Genomic DNA, 17,608 nt, shown 5'->3' on the forward strand with positions numbered 1-17,608 from the left:
CGTTAGTGGCTTTGCAAGTGTTCAAATATTTTTGGAGGTGTAATATAGATACTTAATTCGCTGTTCGGCAGTTAAATACATTAAGAATCTCAAAGAAAAATAACATATTGATATGGGGTTAAATTGAGTGCATGTTTGAAGTTATATCAATTGAGTTATTTTACAGATTGCTTGTTTCAAGACCACCGAATTTCTAAACCAATAGGAAAGAGGCTCTAACGTGAAAACAAATAAATCAGAAAAAGAAGTTGTGGCAACAACTAGTTCGAATAGTAAGAGTTTGGACGAAATCAATGGCAGTATCAGTGTTCCAAAAAATGCAGGCTTTTGGAGAACCTTTTCGGCCTACATTGGACCAGGTGTTTTAGTCGCAGTTGGTTACATGGATCCAGGTAACTGGATTACTTCAATTGCTGGTGGAGCACAGTTTAAATACACATTACTTGCGGTAATTTTAATTTCAAGTTTGATTGCAATGCTGTTGCAATCAATGGCTTCAAAGTTAGGAATAGTCACCGGGCGTGATTTAGCTCAACTGACTCGCGAAAGAACTTCCAAAGGAATGGGAATTTTTTTGTGGATTGTTACTGAACTAGCAATTATGGCCACTGATATGGCTGAAATTATTGGTTCAGGGATTGCGCTAAAGTTACTCTTTAATCTACCGTTAATTGTGGGTATTTTGATTACGACGGCGGACGTTTTAGTTTTACTTTTGCTGATGAAACTAGGATTCCGCAAAATTGAAGCAATTGTAGCAACACTAGTCGCTGTTATTTTGATGGTCTTTGCATACGAAGTACTATTGGCGCAACCGAGCATTGGCGGAATTTTAAAAGGTTATATTCCATCAGACAAAATTATTACCAACCAACCAATGTTATTCCTGTCACTAGGAATCGTTGGGGCAACCGTTATGCCGCATAATTTATACCTTGGTTCATCGATTTCGCAGACCCGGGAAGTGGATCGCAGTAAGAGCGAGAATGTGGCTAAAGCAATCAAATTTGCTACGATTGACTCTAATGTTCAACTGTTTATTGCATTTATTGTTAATAGTTTATTATTGATTTTGGGAGCTGCTCTTTTTTACGGTACTAATAGTTCACTGGGTCGATTTGTAGATTTGTTCCACGCCTTGAGTGATAGTCAAATTGTTGGCGCAATTGCTAGTCCATTTTTAAGTATGTTGTTCGCAGTTGCTTTGTTATCTTCCGGTCAAAGTTCAACAATTACTGGAACGTTGTCAGGTCAGATTATCATGGAAGGATTCATTCGACTGAAATTACCACTGTGGGTTCAACGGTTAGCTACTCGTTTACTAGCAGTAACACCCGTGTTGATTTTTGCTTTTTACTATCACGGTAACGAAGCAAAAATTGAAGAATTACTGACACTATCACAAGTATTTTTGAGTGTTGCATTACCATTTGCGGTCATTCCGTTAGTGATGTATACCAGTAATAAGAAATTAATGGGTGAATTTGCCAATAAGGCCTGGGTAAAATATAGTGCCTGGGCAGCAACCATTATTTTGATTATTTTGAATGTGTACTTGATTGCGCAAACAATCAGTGAAATATAAGATTTTGTATCGGCAACTACCGGCTAATTGGTAGTTGCCTTTTTTTTAACAAACCGAACTTGTTATTGAATGTTTTAATTTTACACGAAAAAAATTGCTCTACTATTTTTCAGCTGGACGAGGGGTGACACGCAAAATTGTTTTACGTTTTGCTTCAGGTACCCGCCGAAAATCGGAGGGGCAAATTTCTTTGTGCACTTTACTTGTACGTGTGTAACCAGCCCGAGTTGTGAATTGCTCCAATGTCTGAAAGCTGAGGCGGGTTAAATAAATATTGCTAATCGTCAGCTTCAACGAACACGTTTTCAAAGATATGAATGACCGGAAAGCTGATTTAGCCACTATAAGGCTAGTTTGTGGAGGGCGTTAAGTCTATTTAGTTATGGTCTAATTTGGTTTTAGTTTCAATTTAACTAATAAACTGTAGCACAGCGATAAACAATAATTATTTATTGTTATTCGATAAAACAATTGCTATAATAACATTAATTAGCAAGGAGGAAGATAATCATGCGCAAAGAAACCATCTTTTTAAAGCTAGTGATTGTTGCACTAGCAATTGCCGTCTTAGTTGGCTCGTTTTTTGCCATTCCAGCATTAATTCAAGTGGCAATTGAATTTCACAATCGGTATAGTTATTTGTTTATTGGTGGCGCAATCGGTGTGACCGCCACGGCGATTTTATTTTGGTTAATAACGTGGCAATCGTATAAAATTTTACTGTTAATTGATCATGACAATGCGTTTTCACAAGTCACAGTTTCAATTTTACGATTAATCAAATTTTTTTCAGCAGGCATCGGAATTGTCTACGTGCTAGAATTGCCATCGTTATACGTGGCGGCGGATCATATGGATGCTCCAGGAGTGTTGGCAATTGGAATTATCTTAACGGGTGCCGCAATTGTCATTAGTGTTTTTGCGGCGCTGTTACAAAAGTTGTTGGCGAATGCAGTTAACTACAAATCTGAAAATGATTTGACGATTTGAGGTGGCCAAAATGGAGATTGTAGTTAATTTAGACGTAATGTTAGCCAAACGGAAAATGAGTTTGACTCAGTTAGCTCAGCAAGTTGGTATTACAATGGCTAATTTGTCGATTTTGAAAACAGGTAAGGCAAAGGCAATTCGTTTTTCTACGCTTGCTTCAATCTGTGCAACGTTAGATTGTCAGCCGGGGGACATTTTGGAATTTAAGGCATAATAGTCATTTATCCAAAAAAGATGGAGCCTGCTTGAACACAAATTTGTGTTCAGCAGCGCTCCATCTTTTTTATTAATCACGATGTAATAAAGTACTAATTAAACTAATCACACCAATAGAAGAACTCGGAAAGGCGAAAATCATCTGATCGAGTGCAGTGGCGGATAAATGGCCATCGATAATCATGGTAATCAGATTAATTAAGTCAGGAGCATCATTACCATAAATATTGGCCCCAACTAAATAATTATCTTGATCTAAAATTAGTGTTAGTTCAGCGTCAACTTCATTTTTATACTGGAATAGCAATTGCTTACCGTAAGGAACCACTTGGGTGTGATACTTGTCTGACGCTTCGGCTTCTCGTGTTGTAACGCCAATTTGTGCCAACCGTGGCAGTGAGAAGACAACCGAAGGAATTGCTGGGTAGTTGATTGCTGTGTCATTTCCTAGTAGTTGTTGGGCAATATAGTTAGATTCAAATGTCGCTGTGGGTGTGAGCCGTGGGATTTGCTTATCAATCACATCACCACTCGCATAAATATTGTTAACTGATGTTCGTAAGTGGTCGTCGACAACAATACCACCACGAGTTGTTTGAATAGCAATTTCTTCGAGTCCAATATTTTCAATATTAGGAATGCGGCCGGTGGCGTCAATGACATAATCAGTTTTGATTTGAAGATTGTTGGTAGTACTGATTTCAAAGTGATCGCCCTTGGCAATAACTTGAGCGGCAGCTTCATTAAAGTGAAATTTTACGCCGGCTGCTTCAAGCTTAGCGACTAATTTGGCAACGTGATATTGATCAAAGGAGCTGAGAGCATGGTCTGCAAATTCAATAATTTCAACGGTAGATCCTAGCTCAACGGCAATTGTAGCAAATTCTAATGAAATTATACCAGCGCCAATAAATGTGATTTTCTGAGGCATGGTTTCTAAATCAAGAAAATCACGACTATCATGTAAGAATTCTCGTCCGGGGATGTTCAGTTTTGCAGGGCGTTGACCAGTACCGATGACGATATTTTTAGCGGTCAATTTTTGCTCATTTACGGCTACTGTATTAGTATCAATCAATTTAGCAGCACCCATAACAATGTCGATTCCTAATTGATTGAATAAGGCAGTCATTTGCAATGGTAGTGGGTCAATTGCTTTATGTTTATATGCCATCAACTCAGTCCAATTGATGGCTGTGTTGTCAGTTACACCAATTCCATTGTATTGCTTTAGCTGAGCAAGTAACTCAAACGGTCCATCCAATAAAATCTTAGGGTCGCAGCCATAATTTGTGCAAGTACCAGCAATTTGATCTTTTTCAATCATCGCTACTGATTTGCCCGCTTGTTTTAAAGTGACTGCAGCGTGCCAGTTAGCATGGCCACTACCGATAAAAATAACATCATAATTTTTCATTCTAAATTCCTCCATTTGACCTTTAATCGTGCACGACTGATTTGAGTAATAAAAAAGGCAATTATGCCAAAGTCTCTGCTAATGCCTCTACCAGTTCATTATTCATAGCCAAAGCAGCTCGATACTTGTCGATATCAAGTTGCTGGTGACTGACACACTTATCAATTGCCTTGTAAATATGTTTTTGTTGCTCGTTTGCTAGTGGTGTTAATTTGATTTTAAGTTGACGTCGGTCCGACTCCGGTTGAAATCTTGCCACCCAACCAGCTTTTTCTAATCGTTTCAGTAGGGGTGTGAGTGTGTTACTATTTAAGTTTAATTCTGTCCCTAATTCGTGCAGGTTTTGTTCATCATGTTCCCATAATGACAGTAATACTAAGTACTGGGGGTAGGTTAAGGCAAATGGTTCGAGTGCCTGTTGGTAAAACTTGTTGAATAGACGACTAGCATTGTAAATGGAAAAACAAAGTTGGTTGGTTAATTGCATTTCATCGTTAATCAATTTTATCCCTCTTTTCAATCGTGCGCGATTAGTATGCACTTAGAATATTAATTTTGCAATAACAAAATTTACTTTTCAAAAATTAGCTAGTAGAATGGAATAACGGCAAAATCGGATTTAAATCGGGGTAATGAAATGAAAAAAAGAACGATGGCGGCTAAATATTGGCAGCGAGGAAGAGCAATTGCTGCAGCCGGAAATGTCACGATTGAGGATATTGATCGTAGTCAGCAGACGGCGCAAGCAACTGTTTATGGCACACATCCTTATCATGTTTATGTACGAGAAAGATTAAATCAGTTTGACGATTGTGATTGCCCTTTTTTCGAAGGTAATGGTTACTGCAAACATGTTGCGGCGGTGATTGAGTTATTAAAACAACAGAAGCGTCCCATTGAGGAGTTGTTTGATAGTGGGGTTGAGCCAATCGACGATGCTACTGATTTTGGCAAGACTAAATCAGCTGACACGTTTCGTTTTTTTAGAGACCGTGAAACCAGAATGGGCGATGAAAGTGGTCAGTTGTTTTTAGAGGATCTGAAACTACCGTCAAGGCGATATTTTGAGTTGCCAAGTGCAAATGAAGTCGATCATTTGACGATTGAAGTGACATTGGAGATTGCAGAGGTATATCAAAGTATTAGTGCAGGCCATTTTCAAAACCGGTTCTTTCTTAGTTTGCGGGTGGCAGATATTGCTGAACAAAAGTTTTATGTGGTCAATAACATCAATCTTTTTTTGGAAGCATATCAAACCGAGACGGGCTATAAAACGGGTGGCAAGCGGATTTTTGAACTGCGTGGTAGTGTCTTTGCAAAGCCAGAACGCGAATTATTGGACTATTTGATTTTAGCCGGGCAAGAACCCGTCGTTGAAAATGCCGAATTCGACAAGGCCAAATATTTTTTACTACCGACTAATTCCGTGCAACAAGTACTCAAAAAAAGTGCCGAATTACCAAACTTTAGATTTCATCCTGTGATGGGCCAGCCATATTATCACCAAATCGAACAAAAAAAGTTTGCTCCGGATGATGGGTTGTTACTGGGTAAAATTGAAACTGTCGCCGATGGTTATAATTTAACCATTAAAACAAACTTACAGTTATACGTTGAAGCCAACATGCTCGCGGTGAATGAAAATCAAATCTATCAACTCAACTTGCCACAAATGAAAACCATCAGTCAAATTTTGGATAGATACCATGCTGTAACTGATGAAATGCGACGTTACCAGTGGCGCTTGAAAGAAGCTTCAGATGCTAGCGTGCTGCATTTTCCGGCTGGCAGTGAAACGCAACTCAACAAATTCGTTGAACTGTTTAAGACAGTTGGAATTATGACGGCGCCGGAAGAACTCTTTGTTAGTGATATGACCCCTCATTTTGATTTGAACAAGAATGAGGATCAACTTGAACTACAGCTTTCGTTTGAATATTCGACTGACGAGAGTGCACCAGTCAGACGAAACCTAGCCAAGGAAAAGCAAGCACAGCGGTATTTATTGAATTTAGATTTTACTTCGATTAATAACGACAATCACTGGCAAAAAGAGTTTGTGGACGCAGAAGTTATGTATGATTTTATTGTTCGCGAACTTCCTAACTTGCGTCAAAATGGCATTGTTACTATTTCCGATGAACTACAAAATTTAGTGAATGATGCTACTGAATTGATTCCCAATATCAACGTAGCCGAAACGGGTGGTTTTTTAACCATTGAATTTTCGGTTGCTGGAATTGGTGAAGACGAGGTTGACGGGATCCTCGAACAGTTAGAGGACGTTCAGCGACCATATATTGAACGGCCAGATGGATCAATTTTAGTGGTCGATGAGTCATTTAAAAAGGTGTCTGCTGCGCTGGTCAAGATTCGCCAGCAGGGAAAAATAAAAAATGGTAAAGTTCAGGTGCATGCTTCTCAGGCGCTAGCCATTCAAGCGGCATTAGGCGATTCGGCCCAGTTTGACCAAAAGTTTCAACAATTAACTGTTAATTTAGCCCATCCAGAAAAATTTAGATTTGAGCAGATCAAGCCAGTTAATGCTAATTTGCGGCCGTACCAGACCACTGGAATTAAATGGTTAGAGATGCTTGATTCTTATAATTTTGGTGGCATTTTGGCCGATGAAATGGGACTTGGTAAAACACTACAAATGATTGCATTTTTGATTAACCATCTGGAAGCGGACAAGACAAATCTTGTAGTGTCACCAGCGTCACTGATTTACAATTGGCAAGCAGAATTCAAAAAATTTGCACCAGCAATTAATGTGGACGTTGTCGATGGTACCAAGGAAAATCGGCGAGAGTTAATTAACGATTCCACTGCGGATATTTTAATTACTAGTTATAATAGTGCACGGTCTGATATTGCAGATTATCAGAAATTAACACTTAATTATTTGATTTTAGATGAGGCGCAATATGTTAAAAACTCGAGTACGAAGACCAGTCAAAGCTTACGTAAATTAACGCCTAAAAACACGTTTGCACTATCTGGAACCCCAATTGAAAATCGAGTAGAGGAGTTATGGTCAATTTTTGAGATTGTCATGCCAGGTCTCTTACCCAGTAAAAAAGCGTTCAAAAAATTAATGCCACAAGAAGTGGCCGTGAGGGTGAAGCCATTCATTATGCGGCGAGAAAAGGCAACCGTTTTAACAGAATTACCTGAAAAAGTTGAATCTAATTTATACAATGAGCTAACCAAGGAACAAAAAACCGTTTATTTGGCTCAGTTGAAACAGATGCAGGTTAAAGTAAAGGGAATGTCTGGTACTACATTTGTGAAAAATAAGCTTGAAATTTTAGCCGGATTAACGCGCTTACGCCAGATTTGTGACACACCAGCATTATATCTAGATGATTATCGGGCTGAATCTGGTAAAATTGAGCAACTAAGCGAAATTTTACGACAAGCCCAAGATAATAATCGACATGTACTGATTTTTTCACAGTTTACGGGGATGCTCGATATTATTGAGCGCAAATTGACAGCCCAAGGATTAGATACATTTATGATTCAAGGAAATACGAAGCCTAAAGACCGATTAGCGATGGTAAATGCATTTAATAAAGGTGATAAAAACATTTTCTTGATTTCACTAAAGGCCGGTGGAACAGGATTAAATTTAACCGGTGCGGATATGGTTATTTTGGTAGATTTATGGTGGAATCCAGCCGTGGAAGACCAAGCAACAGCCCGAGCTCATCGAATTGGTCAAAAGAACAAAGTGGATGTGTTCCGCTTGATTACGAAGGGGACAATTGAAGAGCAAATTTACAAACTGCAGGAAAAGAAACGGAATTTTGTCGATCAAGTTCTAAGTGGTACCGAAAACAAAGGAACATTGACCGAAGAGGAAGTGCGGGTAATTTTGGGGATTTAAATGTGTACAGTAATCTGTTAATTACGCATTAAATTAGGTGCGAAAGTAAGTTTTTATTGAATAAAATAGTATATTTTGAATTTTTATGTGAATATTACTAGAAGTTGCTTAAGTTAGCCTTGTTCAGATTAACTTTGTTTAAATCCACTTCTTTTTGTTCCGTTGATTTTATACACTAGTATCAACTTAAAAAAGAAGGAGTGGTATTAATGTTATTAGACCGCGATGAAAAAATACAAAACATAGTTGCCGCACAAATTATCCGGGTATTTTATCCATTTGTCATTGCCAAAACAGAAACAGGCCAATTTTTAAAAGTTAATTTGTCGGATACGGAAACAAATGACCCACTATTTTGGGATGAATTAGTTAGTATATTACAAGCACGTTTGTGGGTGCCAATTGGACGTAAATATCACCAGTTATTAGATGATGGTTGGTTAGTTGAACCGGCAATTGTCTAAGTAATAAAAAAGCTCACTAATTTAGTGGGCTTTTTGTTACATACAAGTATTTCAATTATTGTGTTCCATATGCTCACTGTCGCTCTGATTTGCTTAGTGAGAAAACTGCCACACAGCCTAAACCAGTATGGCTACCAATCGTCGGGCCAATATGTTCGATTAACACTTGTGCTTGCGGAATACTGGCAATAATTATGGATTGAATAACTTTAGCAGCATCATCTGCCTTAGTGGTGGCAATAATAATTCTAGGATTTTTGTGATTGGCAATTGTTGCCAGCGTGTTTTGCGCTAGAGCTTCTAATGACTTGTTGCGCGAGCGAGCCTTTTTAACCACTCGTAAATGGCCGTTTGTATCTACGTCCATTACTGGCTTAATGTGAAGAAGGGAGCCAAGAGTAGCTGAAGTGCGTGAAACGCGACCGCCATGATATAGGTAATTAAGATCGTTAACAGTAAACCATTGACGATAGAATAGTCGCTTAGTTGTCAACCAGTTGGCCAGTTCGTCGATTGGCATGCCCGCATTTCTTTTATCAATGGCGTCTAGTACCATTAATCCTTCGCCACAGCTGGCTGCCAGCGAGTCCACCAAATAGATTTGTGCCTCTGGATAATCACTTAGTAAAACTTCCCTGGCTTGTTGGGCGCTGTTGAAGGTGCCGCTCAAGCCAGAAGAAAATCCTAAGTATAAAATCGGGGTGCTTGCCTGGACGTAAGGTTTGAAAAACTCGATAAATTGGCCAATGTTAACCTGCGTTGTAGATGGCATCACACCATTGTCAATCTGTTGGTAAAAATGGTTCAGGACGAACTTGTGTTCCAGATCATCTTTGTAGATTTTGCCATCAATGTCCACATGCATTGAAACAAAATCAACGTTGCTATCTGCAAGGGTTTGGTAGGGTAAATCAAGACCTGAGTCTGTTAATATCTGATACATAATGTACTCCTCTGTTTGCAAATTATACTTACATTTTACGCCATTTAGGTTTGTTCTGGTAGAATCTGTTCAAAATTTTGTTGATAAAATTTATGCCCGCCAATATTAATGCTTATGATTATTACCGCAGAAATGTTTTTTGAAAAAATCAACTCAAAATGGCTTGCCTTCAAGTCGACTTGAAAGCCTAGATATGTTTGTGTTAAAAAAGAAAGGATGATTGTATATGACAAAAAGGGTAGTTGTAGTTACAGGTGCATCTAGTGGAATTGGTGCAGCGACGACAAAATTATTGGTTGAACGGGGAGCAAAAGTAGTTATTGGTGCACGGCGTGAGGAACGCCTGCAAGAACTTGCTACAGAGTTAGGCAACAATGTTATTTATCGTAAAACTGACGTAACCTCTGTGGCAGATGTTAAAGCGTTAATGAATTTGGCCCTAGACAAGTTTGGTCATATTGACGCGCTGTACAACAATGCTGGCATTATGCCAATCGCAAATTTGAGTGAAGACCGACATGCTGAATGGAAAAATATGTTAAATATCAACGTAATGGGAGTACTTAACGGCATTTCCGCAGCACTGCCGGTTATGAAGCAGCAGGGTTACGGCCATATTTTGGCAACAGATTCACTTGCCGGCCATTTGGTGATGCCCGAATATGCCGTTTATTGTGGGACTAAGTTTGCTGTGCGGGCAATCATGGAAGGATTACAGCAAGAGGAACATAATAACGGCATTCGTTCGACAATTATTTCTCCTGGTGCAGTCAACACAGAACTTTATTTGTCTGAAAGTAATGAAGCAGTTGGAAAAGCGTTGAAGGAATCGTGGCAACAACCAAACACTGCCTTAAGCCCGGAGGATGTTGCTGAAGCGGTTGTGTACGCAATTTTTGCGCCAACCAGAGTCAATGTGAGCGAGATTTACTTGCGGCCAGCTGGTCAATTGCTTTAGATGAACAAGAATATTTAGATTAATTGTAATCGTAGATACTGGGTCTCATGCTCTGATTGTTGTATGATAACGATATAATCTGCGAATGGAGGGTTCAACTTGGATATTAAAACAGTTAGTGAAAAATTCGATTTGCCAGCGCCTACTTTACGATATTATGAAGAGGTGGGGTTGATTCCACCAGTTCATCGCAATACTAGTGGTTATCGTGATTATGACGAAATTGATCTGGAATGGGTTAATTTTGCCAAATGCATGCGTGAAACGGATATTTCAATTGATGTTTTGAAGGAATATGCTGTTTTAGCTCAGCAGGGTGAACAAACAGCAGCGCAGCGGAAACAAATTCTTATTGAACAGCAGAATGTACTGGAACAAAAAATGAAAACATTACAACATACGCACGATTTTCTGGATAATAAAATCGCTACTTATGAGCAACATGCTAAGCAAATGGAGAAAATTTTCAAAAATTAATATAAAATACTTGCCTTCAAGTCGACTTGAAGGTTTATTCTTTTCTATGTTGAAAAAATGAAAGAAGGCATAGAACTTGAATAATAAAGTACAAGAGCAATTGACACTTAATAACGATGTGGTATTGCGCAATAGAATTGTGATGTCACCGATGACGACATGGTCAGCTAATAATGACCAAACTGTTTCCAATGCAGAGGTAAATTACTACGGAGCTCGGGCCAAAAGTGTAGGAATGGTGATTACCGGTTCCAGTCACGTCCAGGAAAATGGGGTCGGCTTTGCTAACGAATTAGGAACATATGACGATCGTTTTATTCCCGGATTAACCAAATTAGCGGGTGCAATCAAAACTGGCGGTGCCAAAGCTATTTTGCAATTGAATCATGCTGGTGACAAAGCGTTACCCCAATTTATTAATAATGGGGATGTAGTTAGTTCCAGCGCGGTACCTGCATTAGAAACACCATTTGCACCCGCACAGACGCCACGAGATCTGCAAGAAAATGAAATTTTGCAAGTAATTCAAGCTTTCGGTGCTGCGACTAAACGAGCCATTCAGGCTGGATTTGATGGCATTGAAATTCATGGGGCGCACGGTTTTCTGATTCAAAATTTCTTGTCACCACATTATAATCAGAGAACCGATCAATGGGGTGGCAGCTTGGATAATCGATTACGTTTTGCGATGGCAGTGGTTGATGAAACCAAGAGCACAGTTGCTAAATATGCTGATGAAAAATTCATTATCGGTTACCGGATTACTCTGGAGGAACCAGAATCTGATGGATTACGGTTCCGTGATACTGAAGAATTGCTTGAACGATTAATTGATAAGAACATCGGTTATTTGCATCTTTCGTTAGGGGATGCACTGACAAATCATTCACGAGTTAATGATGATAATGAGCCGTATATTGAAAAAATTGCTAAATTAGTTAACCAGCGAGTTCCATTGATGGCGGCAGGTTCACTGAATTCGTTGGACAGAATGGATGCTGCGCTAAACAGTGGTCTAGATTTGGTGGCTGTTGGTCAAACATTGGTTGCTAATCCTGATTTATTTAGTGATGAACCGGTATCGCTGACGTTGTCTGAAAATGAATTAACTTCGATTAACTTACCAAAAACAATGTTTGATGCGGTTAAACAGTTAGGTAAGCAAGGTGTTTTTAATTTTAAGTTTACAGATTAGGAGGATTAAGTGATGGCAAATGTATTAATCATAGGAGCGAACGGTGCAATTGCAAGGTTAGTGCGAACCAAGTTGAAACAGAATAAAGATATGAAATTAACTTTATTTCTGCGTGATAGTCAAAGAATTACAGATTTAGATACGTCCAATGAACGATTAGTTGAAGGGGATGCTTTGAATCAGTCGGATTTGGATGCGGCAATGTTGAATTAGAATGTTGTATATGCCAATTTGGGCGGTCAAGCGGATCAAGCGGCGTTGAATATTGTTGCAAGTATGCAAAAACAGCATGTTAAGCGGCTAATATTTATTACTTCAATTGGGATTTATGACGAAATCCCTGGTAAATTTGGCGAGTGGAATAATCAAATGATTGGGGAATCGCTGGAACCATATCGCCAAGCAGCAGCAACAATTGAGGCGTCAGATTTAGATTACACAATTTTGCGCCCAGCTTGGCTAACTGACAAGAATGAAGTTGATTATGAAACAACGCAAAAAGGCGAGCCTTTTAAAGGAACTGAAGTCTCGCGAAAAAGCGTTGCGGATTATGTGACGAATATTATTAGTAATCCTGAAACTGATGTTAGGGCCAGCGTTGGGCTAGACAAACCGGGCACTAATGGGGATAAACCAAGCTTCTATTAATTACTCTTAAAGCAAAAAAATACCGTTCATTTTATGAACGGTATTTTTGCTGTATATTGTCATAAGTTGTTAGTAAAGTGTTAGATGATTTTTAACCAGATAATGGATAAATTAATTGAGTTTGACTGCACAGATAGGTATTATTAACCGTGCTGAATTAGGGTTATTTGTGTAGGCACATTACAAACAAAATAAATGATTGGGGAAATTGTTTGACAACTATTGTAATTACGGGCGGCACACGTGGCATAGGTGAAGGACTCGCAAAATATTATTTAGCTAATGGGAATAGAGTTGTTATTGTAAGTCGTTCGCAGGGCAAATTAGCAAATGCAATCTATCTGCAAGCTGACTTGAGTTTAGTATCGGAAAATTACAGAGTAGGCCAGATTATCAACGAAAAATATGGTGAAATCGACGGCTTGATTCTCTGTGCGGTTGAGCAAGCATACCGGAAAAATCCGTGGATGACTGAAGAAAAATTTGAGTTTACTTTTGCGCTGCAATATTTGAGCCGATATATTTTATCGCATCAAATTGCCGTAAATGATTTTATTCTAAACATCGCCACTCCTGGAATGGGAGGAACCGTTAACTTTGAGGATTTACAAAGTCTTAAAAATTTTAGCAGTTTAAAGGCGAATTTTAATGGTAATCGACTCAATGACTTACTGGGCGTTTCTTTTACCAATAGCGACATAAAATATATTCTTTATAACCCTATGTCAGTTCGCACAGCTGGTGCACGATCTGTCTTTGTCAATCCAGTGATGCAACTTGTTTTGAAGCTTTGGCATCGTGTGAATGGTAGAGATGTGGCGACGGTTGTAGCAAATATCGTTACGGTATTAAATAAGATTCCAGCAAAGCAATTTATTGCTTATAAGGTTAAAAAACCGGTTAATTTATCGATGAAAACTTTTGACCTGGTCAAAGCGGAAAAACTTAAACAAGAAACACATAAATTGCTTGAGAAAACTGCTGAATAAATTTTGAATAACTAGCTTTTTAAACAATAAAATGCCATCAAATGTTGATTTGACGGCATTTTTTGATTTTTATACAAAGGAGAGTACAGGATTTGAACCTGCGCGCCGGTATTAGCCGGTTCGCCGGATTTCGAGTCCGGTGCATTACCACTCTGCCAACTCTCCAGAAATGATCCAGTAACTAGTATAGCAATCATGTTCGCTGTCGTAAAGTTAAAGTTTTAGTTTATTGCGACCAAAATAGTGGGTAGAACAGCAGCACTCATGTTAAACTTGAATTTGAAAATTGACACCAGAAGGGACCCCAAAACAATGCAAATTGGAATTGATAAACTTGGTTTTGATACAACGCCACTCTACCTAGACTTGAATGATTTGGCGAAAGCGCGGGATGTTGATCCAAACAAGTATTTAATTGGCATTGGCCAAGCAAAGCAAGCTGTCATTCCACCAACCCAGGACATTGTCACCATGGGCGCCAGTGCAGCGGAGCAAATTTTAACTGAGACAGACCGTGAACATTTGTCGACAGTGATCGTTGCGACTGAATCAGGGATTGATAATTCAAAGGCGGCAGCAATCTATATCAAACACTTACTGAAACTAAATGACTATGTGCGTACAATTGAAATGAAAGAGGCTTGTTATGCTGGAACTGCGGCAATCCAATTTGCCCGTGGGTTGATTAGCCTGCATCCTGATGAAAAAGTTTTGGTTATTACGGCTGATATTGCTCGTTATGGCTTAAATACTTCAGGTGAAGTGACGCAGGGTGGTGGTGCGGTTGCAATGATGATCAGTGCTAATCCACATGTGTTGGCAATTGAAGATCCTAGTGTTTCATACAGCCAAGATATTATGGATTTTTGGCGGCCGTTGTACGCTACTGACGCATTGGTGGATGGCAAATATTCTACCAACGTCTATATTGACTTCTTCAAAGCAACGTTAGAACGATACCAACAAAAGACGAATCGCAAATTAGAGGATTTTACAGCATTGGTATTTCACTTACCATTCACTAAGATGGGAAAAAAGGCATTAGAAGCTGTGTTACAAGATCGTGATGATGACACGGCCGCTCGACTACGTGCCAATTTAACGCATAGTCAGAAATTGAATCGTGAAGTTGGCAATCTCTATACCGGGTCACTATATCTTAGTTTGATATCGTTATTGGTAAATACCGATTTGACTGCGGGTCAACGAATTGGGTTGTTCAGCTATGGCTCTGGTGCTGAAGGCGAGTTTTATGCGGGAATTTTGCAACCGGATTATCAAAAATACGTTGCTGGCGACACAATTAAAACGTTACTGCATAAACGTAGCAAAGTGACTGTGGCTGAATATGAACGGCTATTTAACCAGCAGCTTGGCTTCACTAAGGCTGATACTAAACTGGATGTTGCCGCCGATTCTAGCAAGTATGTGTTAGTCGGCATCAAGGATCAGCAAAGAATATATAAATAAATGCTAACAAATAAGCTCACCGAAGATTAAATTCTTAGGTGGGCTTATTTTATGATCAGTTTGATTAACTGTCCAATTGTGTCACTCTCCCATAGAATCATGATTCCTAGGCCGATGTAAATAATGGCCATAATCCAGTCACCAAACTTAGCGAGAAACGGTTTAACAAAATCAACCTGTGAAAATTTATCTCCTAAACATACTAACAAGTAAATACAAAATGTAAAAACTACCAATGTGATGAGCAGTTGCCAGACGGTTAGTGAGACAAAGTAGGGTACGAACAGGCCAATATTATCAGCACCACAAGAAGCAACTGTAATTAATAATACTGTGCCAATAAGATTTTTATTTTTACGTCTTTCAATCGTCTCACGGGCTTCAGCTGCTTCATCTTCACTGCCAACTAGGAAGCTAATTCCAAACGCAATTGGGATTAGGCCCAGAAAACCGAGTAACCATTTGGCAGGAACGTAGTGGAGAATAAAAGCAAAAAAGATGCTAATGAGGATTAGGGTGTACGAGCCCAAAAATTGGCCGATGTAGATTTGATGCTTGTGTGCTGGCGATCTATATTTCGAAAATATTAACATTAAGATGACGAGTAAATCGATAGAGGTGGATACGTATAAGATAATAGCAGTAATGATAGTTTTCAGGATGACACGCCACTTTCTAAATTTTATTAACAATTGGTCAATTTTACCACATCTTATACGTCCATTGACAATTTCACAATCAATTGTTTGTGTACTCATTTACAAGTCTTATATTTTGACGCAAATCCTTTATTTATACTACAATGAAAGCGGTTGTTAAGATAACTAGATCTGAACAATTAGTTTGTGAAACTAGCGTTTTTAGGAGGATATAAAATGGCATACAAAACAGTTAACCCATATACAAATGAAGTAGTTAAGGAATATCCCTACGCCACACAAGAACAGATTGAATCTGCTCTTAGTAACGCCAATGATTTATACAATAAATGGAAATTAGAAGTACCTCAATCACGTGCCAAACAGCTCCATGAAATTGCTGACTTAATGCGTCAAAACAGTGATGATTTGGCCAAAACAATGGTAACGGATATGGGGAAACTGCTTCGCGAAGCTAAAGGTGAAGTGGAACTTTGCGCGATGATCGCTGATTATTTTGCTGATCACGGGGCCGAGTTATTGAAGACAAAGAAACTGGAAACAATTGCAACTGGGGATGCACAGGTGAAAAAGCATCCATTGGGGACATTGTTAATGGTGGAACCATGGAATTTCCCATATTACCAAATCATGCGGGTGTTTGCGCCAAACTTTATGGTTGGTAATCCAATGTTATTAAAACATGCGGCGATTACCCCTGGTTCTGCATTAGCATTTGAAAAAATTGTGAAAGACTCATCTGCACCAGATGCCAGCCTTACTAATCTATTCTTAAATTATGATCAAGTTAGTGATGTGATTGCTGATCCACGAATCCAGGGAGTTGCTTTAACTGGGTCTGAACGTGGTGGCAGAAGTGTTGCTAAAGCAGCTGGTTTTAATCTGAAGAAAAACACAATGGAATTAGGTGGCACGGATTCATTTATCGTATTAGACGATGCGGATATTGATGAAGTGACAAAAATTGCTTGGCGGGCACGTTTGTATAATGCTGGTCAGGTCTGCACATCCTCAAAACGATTTATTGTTGCCGATAATTTATACGATCAATTTGTCGCTAAGCTAAAAGAAAATTTCGCTAAGGGAAAGCCTGGTGATCCAATGGACAACCAAACGACATTGGCACCTATGAATTCTGAAAAAGCTAAGGATAAATTACAATCCCAAGTGGATGAAGCAATTGAGAAGGGTGCAACCCTGGCTTACGGTAATGAACCAGTTGATTTATCAGGTCAATTCTTCCAGCCAACAATTTTGACGGATATCAAGCCTGATAATCCAGCTTATTCGGAAGAAATGTTTGGTCCGGTTGCTCAAGTTTACAAAGTAAGCAGTGAACAAGAAGCAATTGATTTAGCCAACGATTCGGATCTTGGCTTAGGCGGTATCGTGTTTAGTGGCGATCCAAAACGTGGTGAGAAAGTAGCCTCTAAGATCGAAACAGGGATGGTATTTGTCAACAACTTTATGGTTTCACTGCCAGAATTACCTTTTGGTGGGGTCAAGAATTCTGGCTATGGTCGTGAAATGAGTGACTTAGGTTTGAATGCCTTTGTTAATGAGCAACTGATCGTAACTGCTACTAAACCTAACATGGATAATTTGGCTGGTGGGCTGGTTGCCACTGATCCTGAATAACTACTGCACAAATAAAATAAGAGTGAAGCAAAAACTTAGATTTTGCTTCACCCTTATTTTTTAGTAC

At 39.0% G+C, this 17,608-nt stretch carries 15 protein-coding genes, 1 tRNA gene and 1 pseudogene; 12 read left to right on the plus strand and 5 right to left on the minus strand.

The genetic code is table 11. The annotated features are described in order from the left end of the window. The first annotated feature begins 220 nt into the window (after window positions 1–220). The 3 genes from WDC_RS03660 (at window position 221) to WDC_RS03670 (ending at window position 2,789) form a co-directional block, all read left to right on the plus strand. Window positions 221–1,585: an Nramp family divalent metal transporter gene (locus tag WDC_RS03660; RefSeq protein WP_044010453.1), complete on the plus strand. Its 1,365-nt coding sequence runs from the start codon at window positions 221–223 to the stop codon at window positions 1,583–1,585. A gap of 510 nt (window positions 1,586–2,095) precedes the next feature. Next, window positions 2,096–2,575 carry a DUF2975 domain-containing protein gene (locus WDC_RS03665; protein ID WP_044010454.1) on the plus strand — a complete coding sequence of 160 codons (480 nt, stop codon included), beginning with the start codon at window positions 2,096–2,098 and terminating at the stop codon, window positions 2,573–2,575. Window positions 2,576–2,585: 10 nt separating this feature from the next. Beyond that, window positions 2,586–2,789: a helix-turn-helix domain-containing protein gene (locus WDC_RS03670; RefSeq protein WP_044010455.1), complete on the plus strand. Its 204-nt coding sequence runs from the start codon at window positions 2,586–2,588 to the stop codon at window positions 2,787–2,789. 72 nt (window positions 2,790–2,861) lie between these two features. On the opposite strand, the gene WDC_RS03675 is transcribed toward WDC_RS03670, so the two are convergent. Together WDC_RS03675 and WDC_RS03680 are read right to left on the minus strand one after the other, a co-directional pair. Next, complete coding sequence (locus WDC_RS03675) at window positions 2,862–4,208, minus strand: dihydrolipoyl dehydrogenase family protein (protein WP_044010456.1); 1,347 nt, start codon at window positions 4,206–4,208, stop codon at window positions 2,862–2,864. Window positions 4,209–4,269: 61 nt separating this feature from the next. After that, entirely contained in the window at window positions 4,270–4,707 is a 438-nt protein-coding gene (locus WDC_RS03680) for a MarR family transcriptional regulator (protein ID WP_044010494.1), read from the minus strand. A 138-nt stretch (window positions 4,708–4,845) separates the two neighbouring features. On the opposite strand from WDC_RS03680, the gene WDC_RS03685 reads away from it, so the two are divergent. Together WDC_RS03685 and WDC_RS03690 are read left to right on the plus strand one after the other, a co-directional pair. Continuing rightward, window positions 4,846–8,100, plus strand: coding sequence for a DEAD/DEAH box helicase (locus tag WDC_RS03685; protein ID WP_044010457.1), 3,255 nt, complete (start codon window positions 4,846–4,848; stop codon window positions 8,098–8,100). Between the two features lie 209 nt (window positions 8,101–8,309). After that, window positions 8,310–8,564, plus strand: a complete 255-nt coding sequence (locus WDC_RS03690) for a hypothetical protein (RefSeq protein WP_044010459.1) — start codon at window positions 8,310–8,312, stop codon at window positions 8,562–8,564. Window positions 8,565–8,637: 73 nt separating this feature from the next. Here WDC_RS03690 and WDC_RS03695 read toward each other — a convergent pair whose 3' ends face one another. Next, entirely contained in the window at window positions 8,638–9,507 is an 870-nt protein-coding gene (locus WDC_RS03695) for a DegV family protein (protein ID WP_044010460.1), read from the minus strand. A 226-nt stretch (window positions 9,508–9,733) separates the two neighbouring features. On the opposite strand from WDC_RS03695, the gene WDC_RS03700 reads away from it, so the two are divergent. The 5 genes and pseudogenes from WDC_RS03700 (at window position 9,734) to WDC_RS03720 (ending at window position 13,774) form a co-directional block, all read left to right on the plus strand. Next, window positions 9,734–10,465, plus strand: coding sequence for an SDR family oxidoreductase (locus WDC_RS03700; RefSeq protein WP_044010461.1), 732 nt, complete (start codon window positions 9,734–9,736; stop codon window positions 10,463–10,465). Window positions 10,466–10,564: 99 nt separating this feature from the next. Further along, entirely contained in the window at window positions 10,565–10,942 is a 378-nt protein-coding gene (locus WDC_RS03705) for a MerR family transcriptional regulator (protein ID WP_044010463.1), read from the plus strand. 76 nt (window positions 10,943–11,018) lie between these two features. Then, the gene (locus tag WDC_RS03710) at window positions 11,019–12,137 is read left to right on the plus strand and encodes an NADH-dependent flavin oxidoreductase (RefSeq protein WP_044010464.1); all 1,119 of its coding nucleotides are present in this window, start codon (window positions 11,019–11,021) and stop codon (window positions 12,135–12,137) included. Between the two features lie 12 nt (window positions 12,138–12,149). Next, a pseudogene (locus WDC_RS03715) lies at window positions 12,150–12,785 on the plus strand (SDR family oxidoreductase). A gap of 212 nt (window positions 12,786–12,997) precedes the next feature. After that, window positions 12,998–13,774, plus strand: coding sequence for an SDR family oxidoreductase (locus WDC_RS03720; RefSeq protein ID WP_052497787.1), 777 nt, complete (start codon window positions 12,998–13,000; stop codon window positions 13,772–13,774). A gap of 77 nt (window positions 13,775–13,851) precedes the next feature. On the opposite strand, the gene WDC_RS03725 is transcribed toward WDC_RS03720, so the two are convergent. Further along, window positions 13,852–13,939, minus strand: a tRNA-Ser gene (locus tag WDC_RS03725). A gap of 147 nt (window positions 13,940–14,086) precedes the next feature. On the opposite strand from WDC_RS03725, the gene WDC_RS03730 reads away from it, so the two are divergent. Then, window positions 14,087–15,244 (plus strand): hydroxymethylglutaryl-CoA synthase, encoded by a 1,158-nt coding sequence (locus WDC_RS03730; RefSeq protein ID WP_044010465.1) that lies wholly within the window; start codon window positions 14,087–14,089, stop codon window positions 15,242–15,244. Between the two features lie 44 nt (window positions 15,245–15,288). On the opposite strand, the gene WDC_RS03735 is transcribed toward WDC_RS03730, so the two are convergent. After that, a complete protein-coding gene (locus WDC_RS03735) occupies window positions 15,289–15,906 on the minus strand; it encodes a CadD family cadmium resistance transporter (protein WP_044010496.1) in 618 nt (205 codons plus the stop codon). Window positions 15,907–16,119: 213 nt separating this feature from the next. On the opposite strand from WDC_RS03735, the gene WDC_RS03740 reads away from it, so the two are divergent. Continuing rightward, on the plus strand, window positions 16,120–17,541 hold the full coding sequence (locus tag WDC_RS03740) for an NAD-dependent succinate-semialdehyde dehydrogenase (RefSeq protein ID WP_044010466.1): 1,422 nt from the start codon (window positions 16,120–16,122) through the stop codon (window positions 17,539–17,541). Window positions 17,542–17,608: the final 67 nt, after the last annotated feature.

The sequence above is a fragment of the Paucilactobacillus wasatchensis genome (genome assembly GCF_000876205.1).
In the GTDB taxonomy this organism is placed as follows: Bacteria; Bacillota; Bacilli; order Lactobacillales; family Lactobacillaceae; genus Paucilactobacillus; species Paucilactobacillus wasatchensis.